The sequence below is a fragment of the Pseudomonas peli genome (genome assembly GCF_050563605.1).
Taxonomy (GTDB): domain Bacteria; phylum Pseudomonadota; class Gammaproteobacteria; order Pseudomonadales; family Pseudomonadaceae; genus Aquipseudomonas; species Aquipseudomonas peli_A.
In genome coordinates, this window is record NZ_JBNXUH010000008.1 from 175265 (window position 1) to 193783 (window position 18519).

The 18519-nt window shown below is 62.2% G+C and carries 18 protein-coding genes; 4 read left to right on the forward strand and 14 right to left on the reverse strand.

The window, feature by feature from the left end; genetic code table 11:
* Positions 1–55 precede the first annotated feature (55 nt).
* Together ACQ4LH_RS12130 and ACQ4LH_RS12135 are read right to left on the reverse strand one after the other, a co-directional pair.
* Positions 56–334, reverse strand: a complete 279-nt coding sequence (locus ACQ4LH_RS12130) for a YdcH family protein (RefSeq protein WP_339523122.1) — start codon at positions 332–334, stop codon at positions 56–58.
* A gap of 84 nt (positions 335–418) precedes the next feature.
* Positions 419–661, reverse strand: a complete 243-nt coding sequence (locus ACQ4LH_RS12135) for a YdcH family protein (RefSeq protein WP_430697389.1) — start codon at positions 659–661, stop codon at positions 419–421.
* Between the two features lie 136 nt (positions 662–797).
* On the opposite strand from ACQ4LH_RS12135, the gene ACQ4LH_RS12140 reads away from it, so the two are divergent.
* Entirely contained in the window at positions 798–1544 is a 747-nt protein-coding gene (locus ACQ4LH_RS12140; RefSeq protein ID WP_430697390.1) for an EAL domain-containing protein, read from the forward strand.
* A 67-nt stretch (positions 1545–1611) separates the two neighbouring features.
* Positions 1612–2025, forward strand: a complete 414-nt coding sequence (mscL, locus tag ACQ4LH_RS12145; protein WP_430697391.1) for a large-conductance mechanosensitive channel protein MscL — start codon at positions 1612–1614, stop codon at positions 2023–2025.
* A gap of 53 nt (positions 2026–2078) precedes the next feature.
* Here the strand turns inward: mscL and ACQ4LH_RS12150 are convergent, their stop codons facing one another.
* The 3 genes from ACQ4LH_RS12150 to ACQ4LH_RS12160 form a co-directional block, all read right to left on the reverse strand.
* On the reverse strand, positions 2079–3632 hold the full coding sequence (locus ACQ4LH_RS12150) for a TerC family protein (RefSeq protein WP_430697393.1): 1554 nt from the start codon (positions 3630–3632) through the stop codon (positions 2079–2081).
* 322 nt (positions 3633–3954) lie between these two features.
* Positions 3955–4728: a ferredoxin--NADP reductase gene (locus ACQ4LH_RS12155; protein WP_430697394.1), complete on the reverse strand. Its 774-nt coding sequence runs from the start codon at positions 4726–4728 to the stop codon at positions 3955–3957.
* Between the two features lie 110 nt (positions 4729–4838).
* The gene (locus ACQ4LH_RS12160) at positions 4839–5834 is read right to left on the reverse strand and encodes a DctP family TRAP transporter solute-binding subunit (RefSeq protein WP_430697395.1); all 996 of its coding nucleotides are present in this window, start codon (positions 5832–5834) and stop codon (positions 4839–4841) included.
* A 391-nt stretch (positions 5835–6225) separates the two neighbouring features.
* Between ACQ4LH_RS12160 and ACQ4LH_RS12165 the strand changes: the two genes are divergently transcribed.
* On the forward strand, positions 6226–7350 hold the full coding sequence (locus ACQ4LH_RS12165; protein WP_430697396.1) for a methyltransferase: 1125 nt from the start codon (positions 6226–6228) through the stop codon (positions 7348–7350).
* A gap of 9 nt (positions 7351–7359) precedes the next feature.
* Here the strand turns inward: ACQ4LH_RS12165 and ACQ4LH_RS12170 are convergent, their stop codons facing one another.
* The 8 genes from ACQ4LH_RS12170 to ACQ4LH_RS12205 form a co-directional block, all read right to left on the reverse strand.
* Positions 7360–7503, reverse strand: coding sequence for a DUF2474 domain-containing protein (locus ACQ4LH_RS12170; protein ID WP_339730371.1), 144 nt, complete (start codon positions 7501–7503; stop codon positions 7360–7362).
* A 10-nt stretch (positions 7504–7513) separates the two neighbouring features.
* A complete protein-coding gene (gene cydB / locus ACQ4LH_RS12175) occupies positions 7514–8521 on the reverse strand; it encodes a cytochrome d ubiquinol oxidase subunit II (RefSeq protein ID WP_430697397.1) in 1008 nt (335 codons plus the stop codon).
* A 2-nt stretch (positions 8522–8523) separates the two neighbouring features.
* On the reverse strand, positions 8524–9963 hold the full coding sequence (locus ACQ4LH_RS12180) for a cytochrome ubiquinol oxidase subunit I (protein ID WP_430697398.1): 1440 nt from the start codon (positions 9961–9963) through the stop codon (positions 8524–8526).
* A gap of 238 nt (positions 9964–10201) precedes the next feature.
* Positions 10202–10768 carry a nucleotidyltransferase family protein gene (locus ACQ4LH_RS12185; RefSeq protein WP_430697399.1) on the reverse strand — a complete coding sequence of 189 codons (567 nt, stop codon included), beginning with the start codon at positions 10766–10768 and terminating at the stop codon, positions 10202–10204.
* A 1-nt stretch (position 10769) separates the two neighbouring features.
* Positions 10770–11741: an XdhC family protein gene (locus tag ACQ4LH_RS12190; RefSeq protein WP_430697400.1), complete on the reverse strand. Its 972-nt coding sequence runs from the start codon at positions 11739–11741 to the stop codon at positions 10770–10772.
* A gap of 16 nt (positions 11742–11757) precedes the next feature.
* Positions 11758–12966, reverse strand: a complete 1209-nt coding sequence (locus tag ACQ4LH_RS12195; protein ID WP_430697401.1) for a cytochrome c — start codon at positions 12964–12966, stop codon at positions 11758–11760.
* 2 nt (positions 12967–12968) lie between these two features.
* Positions 12969–13508 carry a (2Fe-2S)-binding protein gene (locus ACQ4LH_RS12200; protein WP_430697402.1) on the reverse strand — a complete coding sequence of 180 codons (540 nt, stop codon included), beginning with the start codon at positions 13506–13508 and terminating at the stop codon, positions 12969–12971.
* Positions 13501–16329, reverse strand: a complete 2829-nt coding sequence (locus ACQ4LH_RS12205; RefSeq protein ID WP_430697403.1) for a xanthine dehydrogenase family protein molybdopterin-binding subunit — start codon at positions 16327–16329, stop codon at positions 13501–13503. The genes ACQ4LH_RS12200 and ACQ4LH_RS12205 overlap by 8 nt, the downstream gene beginning before the upstream one ends.
* A 283-nt stretch (positions 16330–16612) precedes the next feature.
* Here ACQ4LH_RS12205 and ACQ4LH_RS12210 point away from each other — a divergent pair, with 283 nt between their 5' ends.
* Entirely contained in the window at positions 16613–17842 is a 1230-nt protein-coding gene (locus tag ACQ4LH_RS12210; RefSeq protein ID WP_430697404.1) for an MFS transporter, read from the forward strand.
* On the opposite strand, the gene ACQ4LH_RS12215 is transcribed toward ACQ4LH_RS12210, so the two are convergent.
* On the reverse strand, positions 17839–18393 hold the full coding sequence (locus ACQ4LH_RS12215) for a DJ-1 family glyoxalase III (protein ID WP_430697405.1): 555 nt from the start codon (positions 18391–18393) through the stop codon (positions 17839–17841). The two genes, ACQ4LH_RS12210 and ACQ4LH_RS12215, sit on opposite strands and share 4 nt — an antisense overlap.
* Between the last annotated feature and the right edge of the window lie 126 nt (positions 18394–18519).

The window sequence follows — 18519 nt, forward strand, 5'->3', positions numbered from 1 at the left end:
AAACGCTGAGCCCGGATCATACGAAATAGCTGGATATATTTACAGTCCTGCGCACCTACGATTTGCAGCCATTGCCGCACCCACAACATTGCCCTGCGGAGCGTTTAAGCCGGCGCGCGAGGTCATCCTTGAGGCCAACGCGTTCCTGCTTGAGGGCAAGCAGTGCATCGTCAGCCAGCAGTTCGCCGCCCGCCTCAATCCGGCAGATGCGTTTATCCAGGGTTTCGTAGGTGTCGGCCAGGCGGGCGAAGTCGGCATCGCCCTGGCGCAGCTCATGCAGCGCGCCGCGCAGTTCGGGGAAGTCCTTGATCAGCGGATGGTGTTCAACATGCATGCGGGCGTTCCTCTGGGATAGTCACTGCCTACAGACTACCCCCTGAACCGGGGCCGACACTTGACCCGGATCAAGCCCATCACGCTATGGCGTGCTGCCCAGAAAGCCGGCCAGTTCGTCCTTGAGGCTGACGCGCTGCATCTTCAGGCCCAGCAGCAACATCTCATCCATGGCCACCCGACCGCTTTCCGCCTCATAAATACGTTTGTCGAGCTCTTCATATTCCTCGGCCAACCGGGCGAAATGCCCATCACTGGATAACAAGGCGTGCAACTGCGTCTTGAACTCGGGAAACTCGCGGTGCAGCGGGTGATGTTCCAGTGGCATAACGGCATCCTCATGGCAGGCCTTTATTGAGCCTAGCCCAGTCGCGCCGGCTCTGCCGAAACGCCTTGCAACACGGGCCTCAGGCGACTTCTGCTATCTTTGCCCAAGCTTCAAAAGCCATTAGCGAGAACTGGTTATGAGTACAACATCAGGATGTTCGGCGTGCCGTGACGGCCAAGGGCTGGGTTTTCCCATCAGCATGGCCTTTCAGCCCATTATCAACCTGACTACAGGCACCATATTCGCCCACGAAGCCCTGGTGCGCGGTACAGCCGGTGAATCCGCCGGCAGCCTGCTGAGTAAGCTCAACGCGGATAACCTCTACCCGTTCGACCAGGCCTGCCGAATTACTGCCCTGGAATGGGCGGCCAAGCTGCAAGTGCCGGCCATGGTCTCGATCAACTTTATGCCCAACGCGGTGTACAAACCCGAGACCTGCATCCGCGCCACGCTGGAGGCGGCCAAGCGCTTCAACTTCCCGCTGCAGCGGATCATCTTCGAGGTCACCGAACAGGAGCAGGTGCTGGATGTCGACCACCTCACCGGCATCCTGCGCGCGTACCGCAAGCAAGGCTTCATGACCGCAATCGATGACTTCGGCGCAGGCTATGCCGGCCTCAATCTGCTGGCCGACTTTCAGCCCGACCTGATCAAGCTGGACATGCAGCTGATCCGCAATATCGAGCAGGACAGCGTGCGGCAGATTCTGGTCGAAGCCGCCCTGCAGATGTGCCGCAAACTGAATATCCGGGTGATTGCCGAAGGCATCGAAAGCCTCGGTGAACTGCATGCATTACGCGACATGGGCGTGGAGCTGTTTCAGGGTTACCTGCTGGCCAAACCGGGGTTCGAGTCGCTGCCCGAGGTCCACTACCCGGCCTGAGAAGTAGCTGGCAAGCGGCGCGCGCTGGATTACACTCAGCGCAACCTCACCTACCAGGGAACGCAGCATGAGCATACTCAGTGAATTCAAAGCCTTTGCAGTCAAAGGCAATGTGGTCGACATGGCCGTCGGCATCATCATCGGCGCGGCGTTCGGCAAGATCGTCTCGTCCTTTGTCGGTGACGTGGTGATGCCACCTCTGGGCGTGCTGATTGGCGGCGTGGACTTCTCCGACCTGGCGATTGTACTGAAAGCCGCCGAAGGCGATGCCGCTGCGGTCACCCTGGCCTACGGCAAATTTATCCAGACCGTACTGGACTTCCTGATCGTCGCCTTCGCCATCTTTATGGGCATCAAGGTGCTCAACAAACTCAAGCGCGAAGAAGAAGCCGCACCGGAGGCGCCAGCCGCACCGACCAAGGATCAGGAGCTGCTCAGCGAAATCCGCGACCTGCTCAAGGCGCAACAAGCCAAGGAATAATCCCAGGCAAATTGAAAAAGGCACCCGAAGGTGCCTTTTTTATTGCGCCGATTTTAATCAGCCAGAGGTGTAAGCAGCAGCTTGGCCACCCGACGGTCCTTGACCTCGGTAACCGTCAAGCGCCAGTCGGCGTACTCGACCTGATCACCAATAATCGGCAAGCGGTCGAGCAGGCTCATCGCCAGCCCAGCGATGGTCTGATAGTCATCGGTCGGTCTGGCCTTGAAGCCCAGCCGCTCACGCAGCACCGCGAGGTTCAGCGCGCCGCTGACGCGATAAGCCCCGTCGAGGTTTTCGATATCCGGGCCATCGACTTCGCTGGCATCCGGCAGCTCACCAGCAATCGCCTCGAGGATGTCGGTCAGGGTCAGCAAACCTTCGAAGCCGCCGAACTCGTTGACCACAAAGGCCACGTGGGTCGAGGCCTGGCGCATCTGTTCCAGGGCGCTAAGCACCGAAGCGCTGTCCGGCAGATTGACCGGCGCACGCACCAGACTTTCGATATCCGGCTGCTCGCCCTTGAGCAGTTCCTTGAACAGCTCCTTCTTGTGGATATACCCCAGCGGCTCGTCCGCCGCATCGCCACGCGACACCAGCAGGCGCGAGTGCGGCGACTCAAGCAGAGCCTGGTGAATAACCTCAAGCGGGTCGTCAAGATTGATCCGGTCGACGTCCATACGAGCGGTCATAACCTTCTGGATCGACTGTTCGGCCAGACTCAGCACGCCGCTGATCATCACCCGTTCGCGGCGATCAAACAGCACGGCTTCGCCGGCGCCGCCTTCGAGCATGTCGGCAATCTCTTCGCCCACCTCGTCGGCCTGCAGCTTGCCGCCGAGCAAACGCATCACCGCATGAGCGGTGCGTTCACGCATGCCGCGCTCACCCTGCAGGCTGCGCTTGCGCCGCGAACGGGCCAGCTGGTTGAACACCTCGATCAGAATCGAGAAGCCAATCGCCGCGTACAGATAACCTTTCGGGATATGGAAGCCCAGACCTTCGGCGGTCAGGCTGAAACCGATCATCATCAAAAAGCCCAGGCATAGCATGATCACCGTCGGCCGCGCGTTGACGAAGGCTGTCAGCGGCTTGCTCGCAACGATCATCAGGCCCATAGAAATGACCACGGCGATCATCATCACCTGCAGGTGCTCGACCATGCCTACGGCGGTGATCACCGCATCCAGGGAGAACACCGCATCGAGCACGATGATCTGCGCCACCACCGGCCAGAAGCGGGCGTAGGCCTTGCTGCCAGTCGCTTGATGGGTGTGCCCTTCAAGGCGCTCATGCAGCTCCATGGTGGCCTTGAACAACAGGAACACACCACCAAACAGCATGATCAGGTCGCGCCCGGAGAAGGTCTTGCCGAACACATCGATCAGCGGTTCGGTCAGGGTCACCAGCCAGGCGATACTGGCCAGCAGGCCCAGGCGCATGATCATCGCTAGGCTCAGGCCGATCAGCCGCGCGCGGTCGCGCTGCTCGGGCGGCAGCTTGTCGGCGAGGATTGCAATAAACACCAGGTTGTCGATGCCCAGGACGATTTCCAGGACGATCAGGGTCAACAGGCCTAACCAGGCCGTGGGATCAGCGATCCATTCCATTTAGTGTGTGGCTCTTGGGTTAATTGAACGGGCACAGCCAAAGGCAACGCACAGGCATTGGCCGCTCGTTTGCGTCATCAGCTGGGAAAAGGGTCGTGCAGCGGGTTGCTGCCGAGGGTGCGTGCGCAGGGCTGCGCCGCTGGATTTCGGTGCCGCACTCAGCGCGATTGGCGAGGGCGGCTTACATCTCTCACTGTCCATATAGTCCGGTAAAGGTCACAAGAAGCGCGCGATATTAGAGGCTGTAGGAGCAAAGACTAAGCGTTAAAGCGTTACCAGATTTTTACAACCGCGCATTCCTAGCAGCCATCCTGCGCAGTCGTTACCAGTAATTCTCCACCGCCACCTGCCCTGGGCGACGAGTCAAGCTGAGCTGCAGATCGCGCTGTTTCAGCAGCGCGCGGGTGTCGTCGATCATCTGCGGATTGCCGCAGATCATCAGCCGCGAATGGGCAGGGTCCAGGCTCAGATCGGCGGCGCGCTCCAGCTCGCCACTTTCCAACAAGCTGGTGATGCGCCCATGCAGGCAGCCGGGGACCTGCTCACGGGTCACCAGCGGTAGATAGACAAAGCGCTCGGCGTACTCCTGCAGATGTTCCTGCTGCATCAGGCCGTGAATCAGCGGCTGATAGGCCAACTCGCTGGCCGTGCGCGCGCTGTACACCAGCACCACGCGCGCAAAGCGCTGCCACACTTCCAAGCCCTGCAGGATCGATAGAAACGGCGCGAGCCCCGTGCCACTGGCCAGCAGCCAGAGATCACGGCCATCGGCAAAGCGATCCAGGGTGAGAAAGCCCAAGGCCTGTTTTTCTACCAGCAGGCTGTCGCCGACCTTTAGCCGACTCAGTTCGGAGGTGAACTCGCCGTCTGGTACGACGATGGAGAAGAATTCGAGAAACTCATCATGGGGCGCCGAGGCCATCGAATAGGCGCGCCAGACCACCGAACCGTCGGCCTTTTCTACGCCGAGACGGGCGAACTGCCCGGCGCGAAAGCGAAATCCGGCATCACGACTGCAACGCAGGCTGAACAGGCTGGGCGACCAGACCTGAATAGAGGTAAGGGTTTGCCGCGTGTACTTGTCGTCACTGGTCATGCGAACACCGGGCTTATGCGGATTGCATAAGCCCAGTGTGGCGCAACGCAGGTCATACAAACACCGGTAAACCCTGTGGGCTCTTGGCCTTTACCCTTTAAAACCTGTTCTTAGCGACGATTGACTGCCTGCGCGGCGCGCAACACATCGGCACCGATTTCAGCTTCGTAGGTCTTCCACAGCGGGCTCAGCGCCGTGCGCCAGGCGGCGCGTTCATCGGCCGTAAGGGTGACCACTTGGGCATTGCCGGCGGCAATGATGCGCTCGCGATCATTGTTGTTCAGCACCTCGGCATCCTTGTTCACCGAGTAGCTGACCTCTTCGATGATTGCTTCCAGTTCGGTGCGGGTCTTGTAGGGGATGCTGGTCCAGAACTCCTTGCTGCTGATCAGCATATAGCTCAGCGAGCCGTGATTAAGCTCGCTGATAAACGGCTGCACCGTGTCGACCTTCTGGCTGGCGATGTTCGACCAGGGGCCTTCGGTGCCCTGGATGGTGCCGGCCTGCAGCGCCTTGAACGCCTCGGCGAACGGCATCTTCACGGTCTTGGCGCCAAGCTGGCCAAACTGCGCTTCCAGCACCGACGATGGCTGGATACGGAAGGCCAGGTCTTTGGCATCCTCGGGCTTGCGCAGCTCGCGGTTGGAGGTCAGCTGCTTCATGCCGTTATTCCAGTAGGCCAGGCCGTAGATGCCCTGGTTGGACATGGAATGCAGCAGCTCGCGGCTCTTGTCACGCTTCTGGAAGCGCTTGACCGCCTCCAGGTCGTCGAACAGGAACGGCAGGTCAAACACCTGCAATTGCTTGGTGTACGCCTCGAACTTGGACAGCGAAGGGGCCAGCATCTGCACCTTACCCTCGCGCAGCGCGGTGATCTCATCGCCATCGCCGAACAGCGTCGAGTTCGGGTAAACCTCGACCGCCACCTGCCCGGCCAGGCGCTCTTCCACCAGCTTCTTGAACAGCAGTGCGCCCTTGCCCTTGGGCGTGTTCTCGGCCACCACATGGGAGAACTTGATAACGATTGGAGCCTTGCCTTCCGCCTGGGCCGGGCTTGCCGCGACCAGCAACGCAGTGAAGGTTAAAGACAACAGGGACTTGAACATGAACATACCTTTTTGCAAATAGAACGCCGTGAAGCCTGCATGGGCAGGCCTCATTGAGTGGGGGTGTGGGCTATGGATGATTCGGTGGACGCGGCAGAGTGCTGCACGGTCCTGATCATCAGGCGCTACCAGATCGCAGCCGGGCGTAATGCTCGGGGCCTGGTTATTATTTGAATGCCGACCTTGCTGACTCATGCTTGCTGACTCATGGGTATCAAGCACGACTGAGCAGATCCGCAAGGGGGCGGCATTCTTCGGTAAAGCCGCGTGCGGCACAACTGCGATTTGCTGAACCAGCTCTCAGTTCCGAGACTTTTCCGGCACTTGCACCGACAATAGCGACCAACTGCACTTTCTATCGCGCCCTTGCGGCCTGCCACCCGAGTTTTCCATGCCTGTGTTCAGCACCCCGTTCGCCCAACTCGATCTGCTTCGCCAACCCGACCAGCCTCACGAGCCGCTGCAGGCGTTCGATGCTGCGGACGATTACCTGCTCAACCATCTGCATGAACAAGGGCTGACGAGCAGCGCGCGGGTATTGGTGCTGAATGACAGCTTCGGCGCACTGGCGGCCAGCCTGGCTGGGCAGGCGCACGTAACCAGCAGCGGCGACTCTCACCTCGGCCATCTGGGCTTGCAAGTCAACCTGCTGCGCAATCAGTTGCCGGCGGATGCCGTGAAATTTGTACCGGCCAGCGCAGTCGCTCAGGGGCCGTTTGATGTGGTGCTGATTCGCGTACCGAAAACCCTGGCGCTGCTGGAGGAGCAACTGATTCGCCTGCACGGCCAGCTCGCCCCTGGCGCTCAGGTGATTGCCGCGGCCATGGTCAAACACCTACCGCGTGCTGCCGGTGATCTGCTGGAGAAATATATCGGCCCGGTGCAAGCCTCGCTGGCGGTGAAAAAAGCCCGCCTGCTGTTTGCCACACCTGAAGCCAAACCCGCGCCCGTATCGCCCTACCCGACGCGTTATCGCCTGGAAAAGCCGGCCATAGAGCTGCTCAACCACGCCAATGTGTTCTGCCGTGAAGACCTGGATATCGGCACCCGCGCCTTCCTGCCACACCTGCCCAAACACCTCAGCCGCGTGCGCGCAGCGGATCTCGGTTGCGGCAACGGCGTACTCGGCATTGCCTATGCCCTGGGCAGCCCACTGGCCGAGCTAACGCTAGTGGATGAGTCGTATATGGCGGTGCAGTCGGCCCAAGAAAACTGGCGCGCGGCGCTGGGTGAGCGCCCGGTAGAGATTCGCGCCGGCGATGGTTTGGCCGAGCAAGCGGAGGATTCGCTGGACCTGGTGCTGTGCAACCCGCCATTCCACCAGCAGCAGGTGGTCGGCGACTTTCTCGCGTGGCGTATGTTCCAACAGGCTCGCGCGGCCTTGGTGACCGGCGGCGAGCTGTGGATAGTTGGCAACCGCCACCTGGGCTACCACGCCAAGCTGAAACGGCTATTTCGCGGCGTAGAACAGGTGGCGGCAACGCCGAAGTTTGTGGTGCTTAAAGCGATCAAATAAGCACCGCCGTTACGGCGTGCCCATCCCCGCCGCCTGCATAAACAGCCGCAGCAGATAGGACACCGCGCCCAGGGCCAGCACGCTGCCGGCCCAGATCAGTACCAGCCAGCCGAGGCGTTGCCACAGCGGCTTTTTCTCTTCTACATCGTTCATCACTCGCACCTTAGTGATAGCCGTCTTCTTCCGTCACCTTGCCGCGGAACACGTAATAACTCCAGGCGGTGTACATCAGGATAAATGGGATGATGAACAGCGCGCCGACCAGGATAAAGCCCTGGCTCTGCGGCGGTGCCGCGGCTTCCCAGATGCTGATCGACGGCGGGATAATATTTGGCCACAGGCTGATGCCGAGGCCGCTGTAGCCGAGGAAGATCAGCGTCAGGGTCAGCAGGAACGGCGAGTAGTTGGCGTTGCGCGCCACCGCGCGCAGCAGCGCCCAGGTGCAGAGCAGTACCAGCAACGGCACCGGCATAAACCAGAAGATATTCGGCATGCTGAACCAGCGCTCGGCGATATCGGCATGGGCCAGTGGCGTCCACAGGCTGACGATACCGGTGACCCCAAGCAGCACGAACACCAGCGGCCGCGCCATATCGTGCATCTGCAGCTGCAGACGGCCTTCGGTCTTCATGATCAGCCAGGTGCAGCCGAGCAAGGCGTAGGCGGCAATCAGCGCCAGGCCGCAGAACAGCGAGAACGGCGTCAGCCAGTCCAGCGCGCCCCCGACATACACCCGATCGACCACCTTGAAGCCGTCGATATAGGCCCCCAGCGCCACGCCCTGGAAGAAGGTCGCGGTCAGCGAGCCGCCGATAAACGCCTTGTCCCAGATATGCCGTTTGGCGGCCTTGGCCTTGAAGCGGAACTCGAACGCCACACCACGGAAGATCAGTCCCAGCAGCATAAAGATCAGCGGCAGGTACAGCGCGCTGAGCACCACCGCGTAGGCCAGTGGAAAGGCGCCGAACAGCGCCGCGCCGCCGAGCACCAGCCAGGTTTCGTTACCGTCCCAGACCGGCGCTACGGTGTTCATCATCACATCGCGTTCGCCTTCGCTTTTGACGAAGGGAAAGAGGATGCCGATGCCCAGGTCGAAGCCGTCCATGACCACATACATCATCACCCCGAAGGCGATGATCACGGCCCAGATCAGCGAGAGATCAATGCCCATATTTAATTCCTCTCAGCCAGCGAGTCGGTTTCGCTTTCTTCCAGGCCCTCTTCGGGCGCGGACAGCGGACGGGACGGCGTGCGTTTCTGGCCCGGGCCGCCCTCGGCGGGTTCCTTGCCTTCATCGGTGATCGGGCCTTTGCGCACCAGGCGCATCATGTAGCCGATGCCGGCGCCGAACAGGGCGAAATACACCACCACGAACAGGATCAGGGTCAGGCTCATCTGCGCAAAACTGTGCCCGGACGAGGCATCGGCGGTGCGCATCAGGCCGTGGATAATCCAGGGCTGACGACCGATTTCCGTGGTGTACCAGCCGGCGAGGATGGCGATGATCCCCGACGGGCCCATCCACACGGCCAGATGCAGGAACGGCCGGCTCTGGAACAGCTTCCCGCGCGTACGCAGCCACAGGCCCCAGAGACCGGTGAGGATCATCAGCATGCCCAGGCCGACCATGATCCGGAAGGTCCAGAACACGATGGTTGAGTTAGGCCGATCTTCCTTGGCGAACTCCTTGAGCGCTGGCACCTGCTTGTCCAGGCTGTGGGTCAGGATCAGGCTGCCGAGGGCAGGAATCTCGATCTTGAAGCGGGTTTCTTCTCGCTCCATATCCGGCCAACCGAACAGGATCAGCGGAGTCGGCTCATCGCCATGGTTTTCCCAGTGGCCTTCGATGGCGGCGATCTTTGCCGGCTGGTACTTGAGGGTATTCAGGCCATGGAAATCACCGATCACTGCCTGAATCGGCGCAACGAGCAGCGCCATCCACATGGCCATTGACAGCATCTTGCGGATCGCCGGGTTGTCGCGGCCGCGCAACAAATGCCAGGCCGCCGAGGCGCCAACAAAGAACGCTGTGGCAAGGAACGCCGCCGTCGCCATATGCGCCAGGCGGTAAGGGAACGAAGGGTTGAACACCACGGCGAACCAGTCCACCGGGATCACCCGGCCGTCGATAATCTCGAAGCCCTGTGGGGTGTGCATCCAGCTGTTGGAGGCGAGAATCCAGAAAGTCGAAATCAGCGTACCGATCGCCACCATCACCGTGGAGAAGAAGTGCAGGCCAGGGCCGACGCGGTGCCAGCCGAACAACATCACGCCGAGGAAACCCGCTTCGAGGAAGAACGCGGTAAGCACTTCATAGGTCAGCAGTGGCCCGGTGACCGCCCCGGCAAAGTCGGAGAACGCGCTCCAGTTGGTGCCGAACTGATAGGCCATGACCAGGCCAGAAACCACACCCATGCCGAAGTTGACCGCAAAGATTTTCGCCCAGAAGTGGTACAGATCGCGGTACACCGCCTCCCCGGTTTTCAGCCACAGCCCTTCGAGCACCGCCAGGTAACTGGCCAGGCCGATGGTGATGGCCGGAAAGATGATGTGAAAGGAGATGGTGAAAGCGAACTGGATTCGAGCAAGGTCGAGAGCCTCCAATCCAAACATGGCGTTTCCTCAGTCAGGTGATACGGGGCACGGCCACGGGCACGCATGCCAGTCACGGGTAATCAGTCGGGGGGATTATTGTTCTGGGTGAGGCAACTAGCGAGCAGGGCAAAAGCCCTCACAACCGCGCGCCGAAGGTGTTGACGCGGGTCAATGCATGTACAGAGAGTAGCGTTTGCCGGGGTAAGTTCAGCTGTGGTCGATTGTCGCGCGACCGGCTGTCACAAGGGCTGGCGCCTTATAACAGCGCATCTGGTCGATCGACATCGCGCAGTACGCCAGGGTCATCTACAACGATGCCGTGGCAAGCGGCTGGGCTGGCTTGCAACAGCGCACGCGCACCTTCATCACCGCGCAGATCCTGCAATTGCGGCCAGAATTCACGGCCGAACAGTACCGGGTGGCCGCGCTGGCCGGCGTACAGCGGGTAGACGATGCGCTCGGCAGCCGCCTGGCTGATGAGCTGACGCAGGCTGCCTGCGGCGACCCAGGGCATATCGCCGAGCAACACGGCGATAGCCTCGGCATCCTGCCCGGCCAGGGCGCGCATGCCGGCAGTCAGGCTGTGGCCCATGCCCTGGTCGGCGTCGCTGCAGCGGATAATCCGGCAGGCGTCCGACAAGCCCAGTGCCTGCGGGTCATCCTCCGCGCGCAGCACCACATGCACCTGCGTGAACACCTGCAACGCCTGCTCGACGCTGGCGGCCAACAGGCTGCGACCATCCGGCAAACGGGCCAGGCGCTTGTCGCTGCCAAAACGCTTGCCGCGACCGGCAGCGAGCATCAAGGCGAGCACCGTGGGCATACTAGAGCGCATCCCGCGCCAGGCCGTTGCGCACCCGCAGGATGTCGGCCATTACCGCCAGGGCGATTTCCGCCGGGGTCTTGCTGCCCAGGTTCAGGCCAATCGGCGCGATAATCCGCGCCAGCTGGGCATCATCCAGGCCGCCTACCCGGCGCAGGCGTTCGAAGCGTTTGCTGCTGGTGACCATGGAGCCCATCACGCCGATATAGAACGCTGGAGTGCGTACCGCTTCGATCATCGCCAGATCGTCGATACGCGGATCATGGGTCAGCGCCACCACGGCGGTATCGGCATGGCAACCGCCGAGGCGAATCACTTCGGACGGCAGCTCGCGGCGGATTTCCACTCCCGGCAAGTCGACACCTTGCAGCACTTCGTCGCGCGGATCGCAGAGCACTACCTCGAAGCCCAGGCCCTGGGCGAACTGCGCACAGACCTGGGCCACCGAGGAGTAACCTGCCAACAGCAAGCGCTGGGCCGCGCCGACGCGCAAACGCAGCAGGTTCGGCTGACGCTCCACCCGTGGCCCCTGCGTGCTGTCGGCCAGCAAGCGGCGCTCACCGCTGGGCACCGCCACTTCGCGGATCAGCCGGCGCTGGCCAGCCAAAGCGCTTTCCAGCTCACGCAAATGTGCCTGTACCGCGCAGTCGGCCGGCAGGTTTTCCACCAGCACTTCCAGCACGCCGCCGCAGGGCAGGCTGATCTGCGAGTGCGGGTCGCTGCCATCGCCATAACGCAGCAGATAGATCGGCTCGGGGAACGCACCGGCGGCCAGCCGTTCAAGAAACTCATCCTCGACGCAGCCGCCGGACAGCGAGCCAACCCACTCGCCGCTCGCGGTGGCGGCCAGCAGTGAACCCGGCGCACGCGGCGCCGAGCCGTAGGTGGCCAGCACCGTGCACAGCCACACCCGCTGCCCCGCTGCAGACCATTGCAGCGCCTGGCGCACAACCAGCTGATCAAGGTGCTGCATCAGTATTCACCCAGCCTCAATGGCCCTTCTCGCTGCGCAACTGGCTGACCTGCTGCGGGCTCAGCTCAGCATCCTGGCCGCCCCAGGTCTGGCGCAGGTAATGCAGCAGGTCGCGCATCTGCCCGTCATCGAGCTTGTCGCTGAAACCCGGCATTGGCTGCATGCGCTCGAAACCGGTGAACTGCTGCTCCTTGATGCCGTCATCGATCACCCGCAACAGGTTGCGGGCCTCGTTCAGGCGCAGGGTGGTGTTGCCATCCATCGCCACGGCCACATGCGGGACGCCCTCGCCCGCCACGCCATGACAACCGGCGCACAGGTTGAGGTAGTGCTGGCGGCCTTGCTGTGCGCTTTCGTCGAGCTGATCCAGCGCCACGGCGGTCACCTTGCGCGCTTCTGGCGGCTGATCGCCGAGCAGGTAGGTGGCCATGGCCTTGTGGTCGTCCAACGGCAGGTACTGGGTGCTGTGGTGCAGCACCGGGTACATCTCGTTGAACATCGAACCCTGGGCGCTGATGCCATGTTTGAGGAAGGTCGCCAGGTCGTAGGTGCTCCAGCCACGCTCGGCCAGGTCCTCTGCGAGCAGGCTGGGTGCCTCGTAACCGAGCAGCACGCCGCCTTGCAGACGCTGATCCTGCTGCAACGCGCCGAGGGCATTGCGCGGGGTGTGGCACTCGCCGCAGTGGCCCAGTGCCTCGACCAGGTACTGGCCGCGCTGCCAGGTCTCGCTTTTGCCTTCGGCCGGCAGCAGTTGCACGCGGCTCTTGTAGAGCATGTTCCAGAAGCTCAGGCCGAAACGCACATTGAACGGGAAGCTCAGGCTGGTTTGCGGGCTGGGTTTGGCAATCGGCTCCAGACTCATCAGGTAGGCGTAGATGGCGTCGGAGTCTTCGCGTTTGAGCAAGTGATAGGAGGTGTAAGGCATCGCTGGATAGAGCTTGCTGCCATCACGCCGTTCACCTTCGGCCACCGCGCGGTAGAAATCATCGGCGCTGTACTCACCGATGCCGTACTGCTTGTCCGGGGTGATATTGGTGCCGTAGATGGTGCCGAATGGCGATTCCAGCGGCAGGCCGCCGGCGTACTCAGCACCGCCTTCGACGCTGTGGCAGGCCACACAGTCAGCGGCGCGCGCCAGGTACTTGCCGCGCTCGATCAGTTGCTTATCGGCGGCCTGGGCGGCCAACGGCAGTAACAGGGCGGCAGCGATCAGAATGTTCTTCATGCTCAACCCTCCTTGACCAGACCGAGGGACTCGACCACATCGCGCGCGGCCTTGTAGTAGCGCACGTAGCCGGTGCAGCGGCAGATGTGCTTGCCCAGGGCGTCTTCGATCTCGCCCTCCAGCTCGCTGCGCTTGACCGGCTGACGCTGCAGCTTTTCCACCAGTACGGTGGCGGCGTTGACGTAGCCCGGCGTGCAGTAGCTGCACTGAAAGGCAAACTGATCGACGAACTTCTGCTGGATCGGATTGAGCTCACTGACCTCACCCTGGGCATCGCGCTTGGCATGGCCCTCGATGGTGCGGATGCGCTTGCCGTCGAAGAAATGTGCGCCGGTGATGCAGGTGCGGATTTCTTCGCTGGTGCCGTCGGGCTTGTCGAGGATCGCCACACAGGCGTGGCAAACACCCTGACCGCAACCCAGACGCGAGCCGGTGAGGTTCAGGTATTCGTGAAGAAAGTCGATCATCATCAGGTCGTCGGCCACTTCCATCGGGCCGACTGCCTGGCTGTTGATAATCATGCTGAGCAGGCGCTTAGCCATGGAGGGCCTCCTTGATGCGGGCCGGAGTCAGGGGAAGGTCGCGCAGGCGCTTGCCGGTGGCGTGGGCCACCGCGTTGACGATGGCGCCGACCACCGGAATCATCACCACCTCGGCTATGCCCTTGGCCGGGTCGCTGGGTGATAGGGGCGGCAGAATCTCCGCGCTTTGCGACCACACCGCGCAATCCTTGGCGCGCGGCAGTTGATAGCGGTTGAAGTTCCAGGTGCCATCGCCGGGGCCGCCTTCATACAGTGGCATTTCCTCCAGCAGCGCGTGGCCGATGCCCATGGCGATACCGCCTTCGAGCTGACCGAGCACCAGTTCCTCGACGATCACCCGGCCGCATTCAAGCCAGGAGTGATGGTTGATCACCCGCGCCTCGCCGCTGCCCTTGTTGACCTTGACCTCGACCAGGGTGGCCACCGGGCTGTAGTAGGTGACCATGGCGTTGTTCAGCTGAGTGACCGGGTACTTGATGCTGACGCGATCGAGCAGGTGGAAGCCGTTGCGGCTCATCTGCGCTCTCTGCGCGGAGGTTGCACCGTCACCGTATTTCACCGCCAGGGCATCCAGCGGCACGCGCTCGCGCTGGCCGTTGATCTCGAACTCACCCTCAGCCCAGCTCCAGCGGTTGAAGCCGTGCACGCTCACGCCCGTGACCAAACCCAGCTCATGAGCCTTGTGCGCCAGCAGCTTGAACGGAATCGGCGGCATGCCGTCCGCGGTCAGCTTGCCATCGACCCAGTGCGCATTCTCGCGGCGCACCACATAAGGATTGGCCAGGCCGCCGTGCTCACCACGGCCCCAGATAGCCAGGGCCGCCGGCCACAAGCCATGAATAAACAGGATGCGCGCCGCCTCGCGGGTGGAGTGCCCGGTGTAGTAGGACGAGTTGGTCGCCGACGAAGGCGAGGCCAGCTTGCCGACCCAGCGCGGGTTCTGCAGCGCCGCGTCCTGCTCGGCCTGGCTAATCATGTAGGGGTTGCCGCTGGTGGTCAGGGCCAGCTCGCTCCACTCGGTTTCGCCGGTCTTGATTTCATCGGCGGGCTGGCCGAGGTAATCGGCGACCAGCAAGGCCTGCGAAGTGGCCATGCCGGTGCCCATGTCGATGGCGATCTGGCGCAGGCTGACGCGACCATCGGCGCTGAACTCCAGACTGGCCATCGGCGCTTCGGAGCCGGTGCCGAAGTCCTTCTGGCAGATGGCGAAACCGACGCCGTAGAGGTTGTCCGGATCTTCGGCATCGAAGCGCTGCTTGCGCTCAACGCGGTTCTTCCATATCTCGTGCTGCGCGGCCTTGTCGAGGATTTCGTCGAGGCGCAGAGCACCGGCCGGGATCGCGCCCTGGGTGTTCTTCATGCCGGACTGGAACACGTTCTTCTTGCGCAGCGCGATGGCATCGATGTTCAACCGCCCGGCTACTTCGTCCACCATCATCTCGGTGGCCGCCATGGTCTGCAGGGTGCCGTAACCGCGCATTGAGCCGGCTTCCACGCCGCGCGAATAGTAGGCTGTGGCCGCCAGATCGCTGCGCGGCAGGTAGTAGATCGACTGCGCCGCCGTGGCCCCGACTGCTGCCACCGAGGAGCTGTAGTTGGCGCGACCGCCGCCATCGACATCCATGTGTGCGCGGAAGATCTGGAAGCTGTGGTCCTGCTTGTTCACCGCAAGCTGGTAGTGCATATCGAAGGGATGTCGCTTAATCCCACTCTGGAACTGCTCGTAGCGATCATTGGCCAGGCGCACTGGCACACCGCTGCCGTAGAGCGCGGCCAGGGCCGCATAGAACACGTGGATGTTGTTGTCCTTGGAGCCGTAACCGACGGTGTAGCCGGGGTGCATGCTGAGTTTCTTCACACCGAAGCGCGACGGCGCGAGCATATGCGCGGTCTGCTCAGCCACTTCAAACGGACACTGGGTGGCGACCACAAAATGCAGGGTGCCACTGGCCACGTCGAACCAGCCATTGCCGTTGTCGGCCTCCAGCGCGGCGGGCTCGATGGATTGGGTGGTGAAGCGCTCATCAAATACCAGCCAGTCGTCCGGCGGTGTCTGCAGCTGCTGGAGCATCTGCTCGGCGTGGTACAGGCCCTGCTGGGTCAGATCACCACTGACCTTGCCTTCGCCCCAGGCCGGCTTGCGGTTGTGGATCAGCGGAAACAGCATGCTGTCCTTGAGGCTGGAAAACTTGTCGACCTCAAACGGTGTAGCGCCTCCGACCCGCACGAAGCGGAAACTGCCGTAAGGGTCGCTCTGGAACGCCGGCGCTTGCTCGCCGTAGCGGATCACCTTGTCGTTGAACTTGATAATGTTCTTGGCCTGGCGATAGCGCTCGAAGTCATGCCAGATCAGCAGCGCCACCGGGTGGCCGATAAACATCGGCACCTGGCCTTCGGGCAGCAGCGGATCAAGATTATGGCCATCCGGGAAGGCGATGCCGTCCTTAACCAGGTCACTGGCGGTGACCACCCGTTGCGGCTGCAACTCGGCCGGCAGTACTGATAGATCGAAGCCCTGATACAGCTGCTCGGTGCGCGTGGCCTTGAGCAACAAGGCATGACCTTGCTGCTGCGGCCAGCCGGGCATGTCCTTGGCGCGGATATCGCGGGCAAACACCTTGGCCCCGCACGCCTTGGACACCCCATCAATGCGCGCCACGGCCTTGCCGCTGGCGTCATACCAGGGCTGCGGCATGCGCGTGACGCGCTCTTCGAACAATGCCGCAAAAGCCTTGCTGCCCAGTGGAGCGAAGCTGATACCGATACCGGCGATTACGCTGCCTTGCAGAAAGGCGCGACGGGATAAATCAGGAGTGGACATGTCCGTTCCTCGGGGCCAGAGCAGCCTGGCCGTTTGCTTGAACAAGAGAGTGACAGGCGCACCGCTTACAAGGACGGAGCAGAATCAGCGTAGACGACAGACTTATTGACCTGAAAGTCAGATTCTACCCAAGTCATTCCCACAACAGAATAAAAACCTGCCTTTAAGGTCAGATTTACTCCCTGCGCGCATATCAGACTTCTCAATTGCCAGGCCCTGGCTCCGGCCCGCGCAGACGCATGCTAGGCTGCGTCTCCCGCCAACCGTCCGAGCCTTTTCGGCCATGTCCCAGCTTCTGCTCCGTCATCAGTGTCCGTTTCTCGCCTTCTGGTTCGCCCGGGTATTTACCGCCAGCGGCTTCCAGATGATTACCGTGGCGATTGGCTGGCAGATGTATGCGCTGACCGGCAACGTGCTGGATCTCGGCCTGGTCGGGCTGATCGAGTTTCTGCCGAAAATCCTGTTTATCCTGGTCACTGGGCATGTTGCCGATCGTTTTGATCGGCGCAAGGTGGCGGCGCTCTGCCAGGGCGCGCAGGGGCTGATTGCCCTGAGCCTGTTGCTCGGCAGCGGCGCAGGCGGCATCAGCCGCGAGATGATCTTCGTGATTGCCTTTCTGCTCGGCACCGCCCGCGCCTTCGAGATGCCCACAACCCAGGCCTTGCTGCCGAATATCGTGCCGCCCGGGCTGTTTCCCGCCGCCGTGGCAGCCTCCGCCTCGGCCATGCAAGCCGCCACCATCATTGCGCCGGCGCTGGGCGGCTTGCTCTATGCGCTCGGCACGCACTGGGTCTACGGCCCGGCCGTGCTGTTATATGGCTGCGCCCTGAGCCTGATGCTCAGCCTGCCGGCGCGCCAGCTGCCGCTGAAACAGAAGGTCTCGCTGGATTCGCTGCTGGCCGGTTTTCGCTTTATTCGCAGCCGCCCTGCCGTCTTCGGCGCGGTGTCGATGGACATGCTGGCGGTGCTGCTCAGCGGCGCAACCGCGCTGCTGCCAGTATTCGCCAAGGACATTCTGCTCACCGGCCCCTGGGGCCTCGGTCTGCTGCGCTCGGCGCCGGCCGTTGGCGCGCTGCTGATGTCATTGTGGCTGGCGCGCTTCCCCATTGAACGGCGGGTCGGCCCGGTGATGTTCACCTCGGTGGCGATCTTCGGTGTGGCGACCATCGGCTTCGGCCTCTCCACTTCACTCTGGTTCAGCCTGGCGGCGCTGGTAGTGCTGGGCGCGGCGGACATGATCAGCATGGTGATTCGTGGCGCCTTCGTGCAGCTGCAAACCCCGGACGAGATGCGCGGCCGCGTCGGCGCGGTCAACGGGCTGTTTATCGGCGCATCCAATCAGCTTGGGGACTTCCGCGCGGGGGTCAGCGCGGCCTGGCTTGGCACGGTGCCTGCGGTGCTGATTGGCGGCGTGGGCGCCATTCTGGTCACCGGGATATGGATCCGCCTGTTCCCCGAATTGGCCAAGCGCGATCATCTGCATCCGCAAGGCCCCGAGCGAAGCAACGACTAGCTGACCAGCATGGCCTCGGCGACCTGCTTGCGCACGGCCTTGCCACACAGCTGCTCAACCAGGGTCAGGGCAAACTCCAGGGCGGTACCAGGGCCCTGGCTGGTGATGCAGTTGCCATCGACCACCACCGGCTGATCGACAAACACACAGCCGCTCAGCCGATCACTGAACGCCGGATAACAGGTCATGCGCCGCTGTTTGAGCACGCCGTAGTGCTGCAGCGCCAGGGCCGGGGCGGCGCAGATGGCGGCGAACAGCTTGCCGGCCTTGGCCTGCTCACGCACCCGCTCGGCCAGCGGCTCGTGCTCGGCCAGGTGCTGCGCGCCCGGCATACCGCCCGGCAGCACAATCAGGTCGAAGGGCTGGGCCAGCACGTCCACCAGCATGGTGTCGGCGGTCAGGCGCGTGCCACGGGCGCAGGTGATCATCCGCCGGCTTTCGATACTGGCCACCACCACCTCGACTTCAGCACGCCGCAGTACGTCAATCAGGGTTACGCATTCGAGGTCTTCGACACCATCGGCAACGCTGATAAGGGCCCGTGCAGTCATCATTTCGCTCCTTGCAAATCAGGTACATAAACTGTCCGAGCGGTCATAAATTCACCCCTTCCAGACGAGCTGATATGATGCGCGCCTTTTTCCAGATCGCCAGCAAAAACATGCACCCATGCGTGG

Coding starts and splice junctions, on each gene's coding strand:
- cydB (WP_430697397.1), bottom strand. CDS start 8,521: ATGGGCATTGATCTCTCGCTGATCTGGGCCGTGATCATCGCCTTCGGG.
- ACQ4LH_RS12135 (WP_430697389.1), bottom strand. CDS start 661: ATGCCACTGGAACATCACCCGCTGCACCGCGAGTTTCCCGAGTTCAAG.
- ACQ4LH_RS12140 (WP_430697390.1), top strand. CDS start 798: ATGAGTACAACATCAGGATGTTCGGCGTGCCGTGACGGCCAAGGGCTG.
- ACQ4LH_RS12165 (WP_430697396.1), top strand. CDS start 6,226: ATGCCTGTGTTCAGCACCCCGTTCGCCCAACTCGATCTGCTTCGCCAA.
- mscL (WP_430697391.1), top strand. CDS start 1,612: ATGAGCATACTCAGTGAATTCAAAGCCTTTGCAGTCAAAGGCAATGTG.
- ACQ4LH_RS12130 (WP_339523122.1), bottom strand. CDS start 334: ATGCATGTTGAACACCATCCGCTGATCAAGGACTTCCCCGAACTGCGC.
- ACQ4LH_RS12185 (WP_430697399.1), bottom strand. CDS start 10,768: ATGCCCACGGTGCTCGCCTTGATGCTCGCTGCCGGTCGCGGCAAGCGT.
- ACQ4LH_RS12215 (WP_430697405.1), bottom strand. CDS start 18,393: ATGACTGCACGGGCCCTTATCAGCGTTGCCGATGGTGTCGAAGACCTC.
- ACQ4LH_RS12205 (WP_430697403.1), bottom strand. CDS start 16,329: ATGTCCACTCCTGATTTATCCCGTCGCGCCTTTCTGCAAGGCAGCGTA.
- ACQ4LH_RS12160 (WP_430697395.1), bottom strand. CDS start 5,834: ATGTTCAAGTCCCTGTTGTCTTTAACCTTCACTGCGTTGCTGGTCGCG.
- ACQ4LH_RS12180 (WP_430697398.1), bottom strand. CDS start 9,963: ATGTTTGGATTGGAGGCTCTCGACCTTGCTCGAATCCAGTTCGCTTTC.
- ACQ4LH_RS12210 (WP_430697404.1), top strand. CDS start 16,613: ATGTCCCAGCTTCTGCTCCGTCATCAGTGTCCGTTTCTCGCCTTCTGG.
- ACQ4LH_RS12190 (WP_430697400.1), bottom strand. CDS start 11,741: ATGCAGCACCTTGATCAGCTGGTTGTGCGCCAGGCGCTGCAATGGTCT.
- ACQ4LH_RS12150 (WP_430697393.1), bottom strand. CDS start 3,632: ATGGAATGGATCGCTGATCCCACGGCCTGGTTAGGCCTGTTGACCCTG.
- ACQ4LH_RS12155 (WP_430697394.1), bottom strand. CDS start 4,728: ATGACCAGTGACGACAAGTACACGCGGCAAACCCTTACCTCTATTCAG.
- ACQ4LH_RS12170 (WP_339730371.1), bottom strand. CDS start 7,503: ATGAACGATGTAGAAGAGAAAAAGCCGCTGTGGCAACGCCTCGGCTGG.
- ACQ4LH_RS12195 (WP_430697401.1), bottom strand. CDS start 12,966: ATGAAGAACATTCTGATCGCTGCCGCCCTGTTACTGCCGTTGGCCGCC.
- ACQ4LH_RS12200 (WP_430697402.1), bottom strand. CDS start 13,508: ATGGCTAAGCGCCTGCTCAGCATGATTATCAACAGCCAGGCAGTCGGC.